Source organism: Clostridium simiarum (genome assembly GCF_018919175.1).
GTDB lineage: Bacteria > Bacillota > Clostridia > Clostridiales > Clostridiaceae > Clostridium_L > Clostridium_L simiarum.
In genome coordinates this window covers 1,265,408-1,278,726 of sequence record NZ_JAHLQL010000001.1, presented here as the reverse complement: position 1 = coordinate 1,278,726, position 13,319 = coordinate 1,265,408, and the positions used below count along the sequence as shown (strand labels likewise).

Sequence of the window (13,319 nt, the reverse complement as noted above, 5' to 3'; positions counted from 1 at the left end):
TAGTAGTCTATTTTTACTTTTTTTTAAGAAAAGTATATTTAAGAGGAAAAATCAATAAGATTCCACTTAATAAAAATATAAGAGAAAAATTATTAATTACCATTTTATGATATAATAAAGTATAATATTATTTACGTTCAGGGAAGAAAATTTAGGATTTTAGAGATTAAAATTAATAGTAATATGAGCTGTAATCATTATTTCAAGGATTTTAGCATTAATATTATTAATTATGGCAAAAATATAATAAAATATAGTTTTATATAATTCTAATAGGGTATTAGTTTATATAAATTTTTATAAGGAGTGATTGGATGAATATTAAAGAAACTATAATTAGTTTCATGAGAGAAAAAGCATATAAACCTATGGATGTTCATGATTTAGCTGCGGTTTTTGATATAAACAAAGGTGAATATAAAGACTTTAAAAAGATGATAAAGATTATGGAAAAAGAAGGTCTAATAGTAAGAACTAATGCAGATAAGTTTGGGCTAACTGAAAAGATGGGATTAGTTTCAGGAAAACTCCAAGCCCATCAAAAGGGATTTGGGTTTGTTATACCAGATGAAGAGGGAGTAAAGGATGTATTTATTCCTAGTTCTTTTATGAATGGTGCTATGCATGGAGATAAAGTAGTAGCAAAAATAATAAGAGAAGATTTTGGTGGAAGAAAAAGAGAAGGAGAAATAATAAGAATTACAGAAAGAGTAAATAAGACTATTATTGGTGTTTACGAAAATAGCAAAAACTTTGGATTTGTTGTGCCAGAAGATAAAAGAATACATTATGATGTATTTATATCTAAAACCGATAAAAATGGAGCTAAAGACGATGATGTGGTAATAGTTGAAATTACAGAATGGCCAGGACAAAGAAGAAACCCTGAAGGAGTAGTTGTAGAAGTATTAGGTAAAAAAGGTGATAAGGGCCTTGATATATTAACTATAATTAAAAAACATGGATTACCAGAGGAATTTCCAGAGAAGGTAGAAAGATTTGCAGCAGCAATAGAAGAAGATATACCTAGTAGCGAATATGCTAGAAGGAAAGACTTAAGATCTGTTAGAATGGTAACCATAGATGGAGAAGATGCAAAGGATCTAGATGATGCTGTATCCATAGAAAGGCTAGAGGATGGAAACTTTGAGCTGGGAGTACATATAGCGGATGTATCTCACTATGTTAGAGAAAAAAATCCTTTAGATAAGGAGGCTTTAAATAGGGCAACTTCAGTTTATTTAATAGATAGAGTTATACCTATGCTACCTAAAAAGCTTTCTAATGGTATTTGTTCATTAAATCCTAAGGTAGATAGGCTTGCTTTAAGTTGCTTTATGGTAATAGATAGAACTGGTAAAGTTCTTGAACATGATATAATGGAAAGTGTAATAAAAACCAGTGAAAGAATGACTTATACAGATGTAACTAAGATACTAAAGGATAATGATAAAGAGCTAATAGAAAAATATGATTATCTTTATGATGACTTTAAGGCTATGGAAGAGCTTTGTAATATATTAAATAAAAAGAGGTTAGGTAGAGGGGCTATCGATTTTGACTTTGATGAATCTAAGATAATATTAGATAAAATGGGTAAACCTGTGGATATAAAGCCTTATGATAGAGAAATAGCTAATAGAATAATAGAAGAATTCATGCTAGTATGTAATGAGACCATTGCAGAGCATATGTATTGGGCTAATATTCCTTTTGTATATAGAATTCACGAAAATCCAGATGAGGAAAAATTACAAAAATTTAGTGAATTTGTATATAACTTAGGATACTTTTTAAAGTTTAATAATGATGTGCATCCAAGGATGTTACAGGAAATATTAGAAAAAGTAAAAGGAAAGAAAGAAGAAACTGTAGTAAGTACATTATTACTACGATCCATGATGCAAGCTAAATATGCTCCAGATTGCGTAGGGCACTTTGGTCTTGCCGCTAGATACTACTGCCACTTTACATCTCCAATAAGAAGATATCCAGATCTTATGATACATAGAATAATTAAAGAATACATTAATGGAAATCTGGATTCAGAAAGAGCTTCAAAGCTTACAGGCATAGTAGACTATGCAGCAAAGCAATCCTCAGAAATGGAAAGAATAGCTGAAGAGGCTGAAAGAGAAGTAGACGACATGAAAAAAGCTGAATATATGAGTGAGAAAATTGGGGAAGAATTCGAAGGAATTATATCCTCAGTTACTACTTTTGGATTCTTCGTACAGCTTCCTAATACGGTAGAGGGCTTGATTCATATAAGTAGCTTAGATGATGATTATTATGTATATGATGAAAGACATCTTACCCTTATGGGCGAGAGGACAAAGAATATATTCAGATTAGGTGATTCTGTAAAAATAAAAGTATCAAGGGTAGACTTAGCAAACCACGATATTTATTTTGATCTTATAAAAGAAGACTTAGAAGAAGAGGATGAATCTAATATAACTAAAAATATAAACTATATGGATGATGAAGATGAAGATTTAGGTAGTTTAGTAGAGGATGTTAAGAAGGAATACTTTAGGGAATAATTAAAAATCAAGAGTGAAGTTAAAGGTTAGTCATGAAGAAGTTAGAAGGTTTTTCTTTCATTTCTTTTGGAAAATTAAAATCAATGAAAAGAGAAGAAGTAAAAAAACTAAAAGGTAATCACAAGATTTTAAAGGCTTTTAAGTTATCTCAAATTGCTAACTCTTCACTCTTAAATAAAATAACTATATTAGGGGAAAAAGATGGATAGATACACGCTTATAACTGGGGCTACTTATGGTATAGGTTATGAACTAGCGTCTGTATTTGCTAAAAATGGTCATAATTTATATTTAGTATCAAGGAGCTTAGAGAGACTTCAACATATAAAAACTACCTTTGAAAAAGAATATGAAGTAAAAATAGCTATATGTGCCTTAGACCTTTCCTTAGAGAAGAGTGTAGAGGAACTTTATGATAATATAAAGAAAGAAGATATAATTATAGAAAATATAGTTAATAATGCAGGTTTTGGAAGCTTTGGCACCTTTCATGAAGTGGATAAGCATAAGGATCTTAATATGATAGATTTAAATGTAAGATCTCTAACTCATATATTAAAATTATTTATACCAGAGCTTATTAAAAATTCAGGGGGAGGTATTATGAATGTGGCATCCACAGCTGCCTTTCAATCAGGACCTCTTATGTCAGTTTATTATGCTACCAAGGCCTATGTTTTATCCTTGTCTAGAGCTTTAAAGATAGAGCTTAAACCTTACAACATAAAGGTAGTTACATTATGCCCAGGACCTACAGATACAAATTTTCAAAGCCTAGCTCAGGTTAAAAAGGCTGAAATTGCAAAGAAATCTATGATGAATGCAAAAGAAGTAGCTGTAGAAGGCTACAAAGGATTTCTCAAAGGTAAGGAAGTTATAATACCAGGATTTAAAAATAAATTTTTGGTTTATTCTTCATATTTATTGCCTAGGAAATTAATTCATCATATAATATTGAAAGTAAATAAAGGATAGAACCTTCTATTAATTAATAAGGAAAAGATAATGAAATATTATATTAATAATTAAATACACAATAAAAAGATTATAATTCATAATTAAATTGAGGTGAGATTAATGGCTAAAAGTAAAGGAGAAAAAGTTTTAGCAGAAAATAGAAAAGCAAGGCATGATTATTTTATAGAAGAGGGCTTTGAAGCTGGAATAGAATTAGTAGGTACAGAAGTTAAATCTATAAGAAATGGAAGAGCAAATTTAAAGGATAGCTATGCAGAGGTTAGAAATGGAGAAATCTTTGTAAGAAATATGCATATAAGTCCCTATGAACAAGGTAACATATTTAATGTAGATCCTTTAAGAGATAGAAAGCTTTTGCTTCATAAAAGTGAAATATATAGATTAGCAGCTCTTTCAGCTCAAGATGGCTACACTTTAGTTCCACTATCTTTATATTTAAAAAATGGTAGAGTAAAACTAAACTTAGGAGTAGCTAAGGGTAAAAAGAACTATGATAAAAGAGATGCTATGTTAGAAAAGGCACATAAAAGAGATATAGAAAGAGAAATGAAAGAAAAGTACAGATAAATATAGAGTGAAATTCAATCACAACAAACAGTAAATCTGTTAAAAATAATAAGCATAGATAATTAAAGCACCATGTTTCTAAGGTTGCATAACCTATAATATGAAAAGTATTATTAAGGAGGGAATACATGGATATTGCATTGACGTCTATGCACTATATTTATTTACTCTTTATCATAGTAATTATTGTTGCTATGATAAAAAAATTAGATATATCTTTTTTATGTATATTAGGAGTGTTTGTACTGGCATTGATTGGGACAGGCTCTCTGCATCAATCTGTAATGGGGGTATTTAACAGCTTTATTTACGCTACAAAAGAATTGATGCCAACCATATTTATAATATCTATAATATCGGCCATGAGTAATGTGTTAATGGCCTCTGGAATAAATGAAGAACTCATTGCACCCTTTGGAGGCCTAATGAAAAATTATTATCTATCATATTGGATAATAGGTATATTAATGATGATAATATCTTGGTTTTTTTGGCCTTCTCCAGCAGTAGCTCTAGTTGGAGCCATATTTCTACCTATAGCTAAAAGAGCTGGACTTCCTGCTATGGGAGTTGCAGTTTCCATGAATTTATTTGGTCATGGGATAGCTTTATCCAGCGACTATATAATTCAAGCAGCCCCTAAGATTACAGCAGATGCAGCAGGGATAGATCCTTCTGTGGTAATAAAGTCTAGTGTACCTTTAGTTATAGTTATGGGGGTTGTAACTACTGTTACTGCATTTATCTTACTAAGAAGAGATATAAAAAGTGGGGTATTGTCAGAGAAGGATGAAGGCGAAAAAAATACAGGAATAAATAAAGAATACCAAATAAAATTATCACCTAAACTAAGAAAATTATTTGCTTTAATGATACTTATATTATTTGCATCAGATATAGTAGCCATGTATATATTTAAACTCCAAGGAGGAGATGCTACATCTCTAATTGGAGGAACAGCAGTATTTATACTTTGTATAATATCAATAGTATCTTACAAAGCAAAATCCTTAGACAAAATAACTTATCATCTTATAGAAGGATTACATTTTGGTTTTAAAATATTTGGTGTGGTTATACCCATAGCAGCCTTCTTTTACTTAGGGGACATGGCTATAGTAGAAGTATTGGGAAAAGTTTTACCAGAAGGTTCACAGGGTATAGTTAATGATTTAGGATTTGCACTTGCAAATGCAGTTCCTCTTAATTCCTTTTTAGCCTCAGGAACCATGACTTTAGTTGGAGCTATAACAGGACTAGATGGCTCAGGTTTTTCTGGAATGTCCCTAGTAGGTTCTGTAGCAAATTTATTTGCCTCTGCCGTTGGACGGGGCATAGGAACTTTAACAGCCTTAGGACAAATTTCTGCAATTTGGGTAGGGGGCGGCACAGTAATACCCTGGGCACTTATACCTGTTGCAGCTATATGTGATGTGGATGCCTTTGAAATAGCAAAGAGAAATATGAAACCAGTAATAATAGGACTTGTAGTGACAACCATAGTTGCTATGCTTATTATGTGAAATATTGGTGATACTCCTTAAAGAGGAAGAGATATCTCCTAAAGTTGGAGATGATAGAATCCTTGAGATTAAGTGATTTAGAATTCTTATGCTGGCATAACAGAGGTTACATGTCTTTAGATAAGAGCTTCTAAACCTCAGATGGACAGGAGTATTACTTCTAAGAAAGTTCCGCTTGAAATAGAGAATCCATTGATAACTAGAATTTTAAAAGGAATAAGAAGAATTCATGAGGTGTTCAAAAGTTAATTTGAACACCTCATGAATTTACTTTGAGATGTAAATCTTAATGTAAATAAAGATAATGAGATTTTAATTTTTATGAGTTAAAATCTAATAAAACAAGAATTGGATTTTTAGCAAATTCGTAAATAATAAATCCAAGAAAGCTTAATTAGAAGAAAAACATATATAATAATATAAAGAATGTAAATTTATAATTTAAAAACCTATTGCTAAAGAAGAATAAGTGATGTATTATAGAAGTTGTCGGAGATATGTAAAACATATTGACTTAAGATAAAATGCTTGATATAATATAGATTCATATCCATGTAAAATTAAAATTTAATAGTTTATCTAAAGCACTCTTAACCAAGTGCCATGTTATAACATGGGGGCGTAATGGTTTCGACGGGGGTAAGAGAAGTTAGAGAAGCGAGTGGAGGGAACTCTGGGCCCGCCTTAAAAAACTAGGGATTAAAGATAAACGCAGAAGATAATTTTGCATTAGCAGCTTAATATAGCTGTTCGTTCTACCCGGGAGTCCTACGGCCTGGGATAGGGCGCCGATTAGTAGGGAACCGCGCCTAGGAAAGCTTTGACCTAGGAACGGAAATTATGAAGCTACTGAAATGAAGAGCCTGTCTGTCGGCGATTCATGGAGGGAATGTTAAAAGATAGACTGCACTCGGAGATGCTCGGCGGATCTACTTTCGGACAGGGGTTCGATTCATAAATAGAGTCGCCTTATGGAGTGATCCATAAGTGAAAACTTGGCTTTATCGGTGAAGCCGTAACACTGAAAGGTGACGGTAACGCCGAGTGGTATGTGAAGAAATTCAACAGCCGTGTATCGACTCATAGGCTTCTAAACTAACTCATAGGGGTTAGCAGGAAGTACTAGGATGGAAGCTACAAACTATATTATGGCTTTCATAATACGCCAAGAGGCTTAGTAATATTAAGTCTAAGACATAGTCAGTGCTATTAGAGATAATAGGGAACATGTCCCCTCGCCTCCACCAAAGAAAACCCACCACAGAAATGTGGTGGGTTTTTCAATGTTTTTAAATATATTGAATAGTTAGTTACCATTAATCTCAAAGTACCATTAAAGATGATATAATCAATATAAGGAAGAATTAGAATGGTTTAATGTACAAAGATAAAAAGTATATTAATGAGAGGTTAAAATGAGTGATATATTTATTTCATCAAGTGTTATACGAAAGCTTAAGTAAGAATTAAACACATTAAATGAAGAGTACATAAATTTATATGGAAAAATGAAATTAAATATAGAAGGTTAAAGAAGTTAACATTAATAATTAAGAGTAAAAATAAAGGTGAAGAAATAGATATTGGAGAAATAGAAGGAGTCTTAGAAGAAGAACTAGCAAAGTTTTATCAAGATTTAGATGAGTTGCGTGATAACTTAAAGAGCTATGGAGAGTTTTTAGAACTTCCAAGATTAAAAGGAGAAGAAATAAAAAAGCTTAAAGAAATATTTAGAAATTTAGCTAAAATACTGTATTCAGATTTAAGTAAAGATTTAGATGAAAAATCATGGAGCTGTGGATTAAAGTTAAAGAAGCTTATGAAAATAATGATTTAATAATTCTTGAAGGAATAGTAAAACATAATGACTTAAAAGAAGATATTAAGTTAATCTCTATAGAAGAAAATATAAGCAAATTAAAGAAAAAATTAATGAACTAAAAAATTTTATAGATAAAGAAGAAAACAAATTTTGTTTAAATATAAAAGAACTTATAAATGATAATGAGTATATTAAAGATAAAAAACAGGATATAACTAATGATATACATTAATATGAAAGAATGATTTTGAGGTTGAAAAGAGTATTGGTGAGTTATTAAAGGAGAAGAGCTATGGATAAATCAATAACAAGCTATAGTTATGGATGAGAATTTTAACTTAGAAATTTTAGAGATTGCAACGTACACTAATATTATACACAAAGGTTACTATAGGGCCTAATGGAGGTTTAAAGTGAAGATAATTAAAAGTGGAAAGAAGAAGTTTCTTATAATAAGTATAATCCTAATAATGCTTACAGCATTATTTTTCCCAACATGGACTCCAAAGATAAAAGGTGATAATAGTATAAGTTTATTGAAGCAAGTTAAAATAAATGGCAGTAATCACCAGGTTATGATAAGAGGTAAAGATAAAAAAAATCAAATTTTACTGTTTGTTCATGGTGGGCCTGGATGTTCTGAGATACCTTATGTAACTAAATATCAGGATCTATTAGAAGAGGATTTTACTATAGTTCATTATGATCAAAGAGCAAGTGGGAAGTCATATCATTTCTTTGAGAATTATTCTAATCTTTCGTCAGAGCTTTTGGTGACGGATTTATTAGCTATGACAAAGTATGTATCAGATTTATTAGGAAAAGATAAAGTAATACTGATTGGACATTCTTTTGGAACGTACATAGGTTTACAAGCAGTTAGTAAAGTTCCAGAAATGTATAGTGCTTATATTGGTATTGGACAAGTTTCAGATTCAATTGACAGTGAGTTAGATAGCTTAAATTATTGTATTAGTAAAGCAGAAAAAGCTAGGAATACTTATGATGCTAAAAAATTAGAAAAGCTAAGAGAAGACATAGAGAAGAGGGAAGTACTAACACCACGTAAATATATTAGGAAGTATGGTGGAGCTTTTAGGCTAATTAATGATAATGATGATTATGTTAAAGGATTTTTATTTGGAAGTGAATATAATTTATTAGACGTTATTAGGTATAGTTTAGGGGTAAACTATTCACAAAAGACTTTATTAAAAGAACAATTTGAAAAACCTTTGCCAGGTATTGTTAAAAGCATTAAGATACCTTGCTATTTTATAATGGGAGAATATGATTATATGACTAGTACAAAGGCAGCAAAGAGTTATTTTAACAATCTTGATGCTGATAAAAAGGAATTCATTATATATGAAAATTCGGCTCACTATCCACAATTTGAAGAAAAAGAAAAGTTTGCAAAGTGGATGAAAGGGCTGTGAGAATTTTATGAAATTAAATATATAATAGATATCTTAAACTTGTTATTTCTAGGTTTTGATAGATTGACATATTATTCCATTTTTGAAGCTACCTTCACTTTTTTACTTGTGTTATTGTAATATTTTTCTGGTGTTAAATAATCGTTAGAAGCATGTATCCTTTGCCTGTGACAAAATATCTCAATATATTCAAACACTGCTGCACAGGCTTTTTGGCGTGTTTTAAAGTGTTTATCATAAAGTCATTCACATTTCATCTTCCCCAAAAAGGATTCCGTAGGAGCATTGTCCCAGCAGTTTCCTTTGGATTAAAATGTCCACTACCAGGGAAAGGAGCTTGTAGTGATTGTTTATATTTCTTTACCCAGCCTTGCATAGTTGTTGCCTTTATTCCTAATTCTGATGCTACCTTTGATACTGGTTCACCAGTTTTCTCTATCCTCTTTACTGCTTGTACTATAGTGTTTGTTCACTTAAATTATTCCCTTCACTTTTAGTATAACTAGAGTTCCTCGTGGCTACCAAAGTGGGTAATGGAATATGTTTTATCTAGTTAATTTCTTTATTATATTTTCAAGATTTGGATACATATTCAAAAGTTCTGTTAGCTCAAATAACTCAAAATCATCAAAAGTAAATGCAGGTGACACCATACATCCAACTAAAGCAAACCCATCATTGTTCATAGAAGAACCAAATATATATCCCTTAGGAACTAAAATTTGGGGAACTTCTCCTTTTTCTATATCTAAGCCTAATTGCTTAGTTATAAGCTCACCCTCTGGTGTTATCATATATATAGTCAGAGCTTGACCATCGTGGTAATACCACATCTCATCAGAAGTTAATCTGTGAAAATGAGACACCTCTCCAGTTTTAAGTAAGAAATATATGCTACTAAATAATTTTTTATCTTCTTTAAAGAAATCTTCTGATATTACTGATTCTTTGAAGTATCCTCCTTCCAGATGTGGTATCATGTCTAATTTTTCTATATAATATTGTGCTGATTTCATGTTGTACCTCCTAAGTATAATAAATATATTATATCAAAAATTTAATGATTTGTAGAAATAATAGAAATTGATGTAACACTTAGGGAAATGTGGGCAAAATTTAATCCTGGGTATTATTGATGTAAATCTATTCCAACATAAAACTCCTAAAACCCATCAAAAGCATATTGATTTTTAGTCAGTATCCTTTTTATTTTATATATTAAATAATTAAATTGGAGAATAAGGTAATAAGATTAAAATGTAAGAATTCATTAAGAATTTGAAATAAATATATTAAAAATTAATTTGTATTATAGAATTATGGGGGTGTAGTGATGTGGAAAAAGAAAATTAAGCAAAAAAAGATGCAGTTTACTTTGATAGCTATTATTTTAATGGTAGCTTCATCTATATTTGCAATATCCATGAGTTTTACAAGCACAGTTTCAAAATATACCAGTGATTATTATGCAGGAGAAAATATAAAGGATATTGTAGTCCAAACATATAATGATGATGTTATTTCAAAAGTTGAAAGTTTTATTATGGAAAAAGAAACTAATGAAAAAGATATTAGAAAAACAAAGGGGTTAATGGTAGACAGACAAGTGTTTTTAGGGGATAAAAACCTTGATTTGGGCATGGCAAATTTAATAATTTATGAGGGGATGAAAGCTCACCCATGGGATGTAGTAATAACAGAAGGTGAAAAAGCAATTATTCCAAGCAAAGGTACTGTTTGGGTTTCTAACCTTTTATCTGATTCTAAAAATTTAAAAATAGGAGATAAGTTAAAGATAAAAGATGGTGATGAATATAAATATTTAACTATATCAGCATTAGTAAATGACTCATTAGTTCCAAGTTCTGTTATGGGGTATAACAATTTATATGTAAATAGTAATGATTATGGAGATTTTAATGAACTTATTAAATCTCAATATATTGGTTATAATTCATCTAAAGAAGGGAACGATGCAACATCTGACTTAGTTTCTTATGTAGGTGATTCTGTTGATGGAGTTATATACGACAAGTGGATTACTATATTTGCAGCAAATGCTGGAAGTCAAATTACAAGTGCAGTAGGATTAAGTACAGCTATATTAATATTTATTGTATCTATTGTAATAATAAGATTTGTACTGTGGAATAACATTTTAAAGGAGTATAAATCTATAGGTATATATAAATCATTAGGATTTACTTCAAAACAAATACGTAATATATATTTAAAAAGCTTTGGGATAGTAGGAATATTTGCAATAACTTTTGGAAGTTTCTTTAGCATTTGGCTTGTTAATTATTTAGTAGAGATATCTATTAAATATATTGGAATATATAAGGGTGGTATAAATAACTTTAACTTTATAGTTTTAACAATAATATTAATGAGTTTTGTTTTAATATCTAATATTTATCTTTTACTCAGAAGAATAAATAAAATAAAGCCAGTTGAGGCCTTCAGAATAGGAGTAACTTCATCTAAAGAGAAATTTAAGAAATCAATTATTAAAGATGCTTTATCACCAATGTCCATGGCTATAAATGATATTTTTAAATATAAAAAACAAAGCTTAATTATAGTAACTGTATTATCTCTTGTAATATATCTTTCAGTATTTTTAGTTAGCGTGAATTACTCAATGGTTAATATGAAAGACAATACATGGAATATATTTGGATTACTTCAGGGAGATTTTACCTTAGATTTTCCAAGTGGAGAGGCGTCATATGATGAAGCTTTAGAAGAGGTTAAGCGTGACCCAAGAGTCTTAGGAGTGAGGGAATGTTCATTTGATGTAGGAAAGGTCGTTTATATAGATGTATCAAGATACAATATAAAAAATGCACAAATTATTACTTATTTATACGATAATTATGATAATAACCAGGGATTTAATGTATCCATTGCAAAAGGAAGAAATCCTAAAAATAAAAATGAAATTGCATTGTCAGCACAAATTCTAAAAGATGCAAATTTAGATATTGGTGATTATATAGATATGAAAATATTAGGGGAAGAAACGTCATTACTTATTACTGGTAGCTATGTAGGTATAATGTCGAATAATTACAATATGAGGATGACTTTAGATGCAGTGCCTAAGGAAATTAGAAAAAACCTTAATAACTTAAATATCAATATTACTTTAAAATATAAAGATGATTATGAAGTATTTAAAAATGAATATAAGGATAAATATGAAGTATGCTCTATAGATATATGTCCAAGTGTCGTTGTTACAACAAGTAAGTCAATTATTGAGATAGTTATACCAGTTACAACAATTATTCTTTTAGGGATAATATTATTTAGCATTCTAAATATAGTAAATCTTATAATTATGAACAATACTGATAATAGAAGAAATAATGCAATTATGAAATCTCTAGGATTTTCAAATAGTTATATTTTGAAGAGAACTTTATATAGAATTATGTTGCTTACAGGTATTTCATCTTTAATTGGATTTATTTTGAATGCTACTATGTCTAAAATTGTATTTAAGGCCGCAATGATGGGAATAGATAGTTTAATCATTCCAGATGGTAAAGTTATAAGCACAATAGTATTTATTGAAATATTAACTATTGGTGCAACAATAATATCAATGTTTAGTATAAGAAAAATATCTACAGTGGAACTTATGGAAGAGTAGGGGGAGAAGAGATGGAAAGTATTATCAAGGCAAATGGATTATGTAAATCCTTTATTTTAGGAAAAACATCAAATAATGTATTAAAAAATATTAACTTAGATATATATGAAAGCGATTTTACCGTAATAATGGGTAGTTCAGGTTCTGGAAAATCCACATTGTTATATTCTATTAGTACTATGGATAAGCCAAGTGCAGGTAGCGTTGAACTTTTAGGAAAAGATATAACCAATATAGGTGAAAAAGAAGCTACCAGTATTAGAAATAAAGATATATCCTTTGTTTTTCAAAGTATAAATTTACTTTATGATTTAACTATAAGAGAAAATGTTACTTATTGTGGTTATCTAAACAATAAGGATAAGAAGAATATAAACAAAAAAACAGATGAACTATTAAATAAGTTAGAACTAAAAGATATAGAAAATAAATATCCTTCAGAAATATCAGGAGGACAACAGCAAAGGGTTGCAATTGCTAGAGCATTAATAAACAATCCTAAGATAATTTTCGGTGATGAACCAACGGGAGCACTTAATTCCTCAACAGGAGCTAAGGTACTAGATATACTTACTGAATTAAATGAAGAGGGACAATCCATAGTGATGGTAACCCATGATTTAAAGGCAGCTTCAAGAGCAAGTAGATTGATTTATTTGAAGGATGGAAGAATTGATGGAGATTTATCTCTTGGAAAATACAATGAAAAAGATTCAGATAGTAGAGAAAAAAAGATATTTGAATTTATAAAAAGTAGGGGTTGGTAAAATAATGATATAATTA

Annotated in this window: 11 protein-coding genes, 1 other RNA gene and 1 pseudogene; 10 read left to right on the top strand and 3 right to left on the bottom strand. The window is 29.9% G+C overall.

What is annotated here, in order from left to right:
• Positions 1-314: 314 nt before the first annotated feature.
• From rnr to KQI89_RS06095, 8 genes are all read left to right on the top strand, one after another.
• Positions 315-2,546 (top strand): ribonuclease R, encoded by a 2,232-nt coding sequence (rnr, locus tag KQI89_RS06130; RefSeq protein ID WP_216456336.1) that lies wholly within the window; start codon positions 315-317, stop codon positions 2,544-2,546.
• Positions 2,547-2,578: 32 nt separating this feature from the next.
• A complete protein-coding gene (locus tag KQI89_RS06125; RefSeq protein ID WP_216456335.1) occupies positions 2,579-2,755 on the top strand; it encodes a hypothetical protein in 177 nt (58 codons plus the stop codon).
• The gene (locus KQI89_RS06120; RefSeq protein ID WP_216456334.1) at positions 2,748-3,521 is read left to right on the top strand and encodes an SDR family NAD(P)-dependent oxidoreductase; all 774 of its coding nucleotides are present in this window, start codon (positions 2,748-2,750) and stop codon (positions 3,519-3,521) included. Before KQI89_RS06125 ends, KQI89_RS06120 begins: the two co-directional genes overlap by 8 nt.
• Before the next feature lie 102 nt (positions 3,522-3,623).
• Complete coding sequence (gene smpB / locus KQI89_RS06115) at positions 3,624-4,091, top strand: SsrA-binding protein SmpB (protein WP_032122206.1); 468 nt, start codon at positions 3,624-3,626, stop codon at positions 4,089-4,091.
• 128 nt (positions 4,092-4,219) lie between these two features.
• On the top strand, positions 4,220-5,614 hold the full coding sequence (locus KQI89_RS06110) for a hypothetical protein (protein ID WP_216456333.1): 1,395 nt from the start codon (positions 4,220-4,222) through the stop codon (positions 5,612-5,614).
• Between the two features lie 623 nt (positions 5,615-6,237).
• Positions 6,238-6,569: a transfer-messenger RNA gene (ssrA, locus tag KQI89_RS06105) on the top strand.
• Positions 6,570-7,259: 690 nt separating this feature from the next.
• Positions 7,260-7,451, top strand: a complete 192-nt coding sequence (locus KQI89_RS06100) for a hypothetical protein (RefSeq protein WP_216456332.1) — start codon at positions 7,260-7,262, stop codon at positions 7,449-7,451.
• A gap of 398 nt (positions 7,452-7,849) precedes the next feature.
• Positions 7,850-8,875 carry an alpha/beta fold hydrolase gene (locus tag KQI89_RS06095; RefSeq protein WP_343216329.1) on the top strand — a complete coding sequence of 342 codons (1,026 nt, stop codon included), beginning with the start codon at positions 7,850-7,852 and terminating at the stop codon, positions 8,873-8,875.
• A gap of 71 nt (positions 8,876-8,946) precedes the next feature.
• Here the strand turns inward: KQI89_RS06095 and KQI89_RS17615 are convergent.
• The 3 genes and pseudogenes from KQI89_RS17615 to KQI89_RS06080 form a co-directional block, all read right to left on the bottom strand.
• A pseudogene (locus KQI89_RS17615) lies at positions 8,947-9,180 on the bottom strand (IS3 family transposase); the annotation flags it as partial.
• On the bottom strand, positions 9,129-9,335 hold the full coding sequence (locus tag KQI89_RS18160; RefSeq protein ID WP_216456677.1) for a transposase: 207 nt from the start codon (positions 9,333-9,335) through the stop codon (positions 9,129-9,131). The pseudogene KQI89_RS17615 and the gene KQI89_RS18160, both read right to left, overlap by 52 nt.
• Positions 9,336-9,420: 85 nt before the next feature.
• Entirely contained in the window at positions 9,421-9,891 is a 471-nt protein-coding gene (locus tag KQI89_RS06080) for a cupin domain-containing protein (RefSeq protein WP_032122200.1), read from the bottom strand.
• A gap of 317 nt (positions 9,892-10,208) precedes the next feature.
• Between KQI89_RS06080 and KQI89_RS06075 the strand changes: the two genes are divergently transcribed.
• Both KQI89_RS06075 and KQI89_RS06070 read left to right on the top strand, forming a co-directional pair.
• The gene (locus tag KQI89_RS06075; protein WP_216456331.1) at positions 10,209-12,536 is read left to right on the top strand and encodes an ABC transporter permease; all 2,328 of its coding nucleotides are present in this window, start codon (positions 10,209-10,211) and stop codon (positions 12,534-12,536) included.
• An 11-nt stretch (positions 12,537-12,547) separates the two neighbouring features.
• Positions 12,548-13,303, top strand: a complete 756-nt coding sequence (locus KQI89_RS06070; protein WP_216456330.1) for an ABC transporter ATP-binding protein — start codon at positions 12,548-12,550, stop codon at positions 13,301-13,303.
• Positions 13,304-13,319 lie beyond the last annotated feature (16 nt).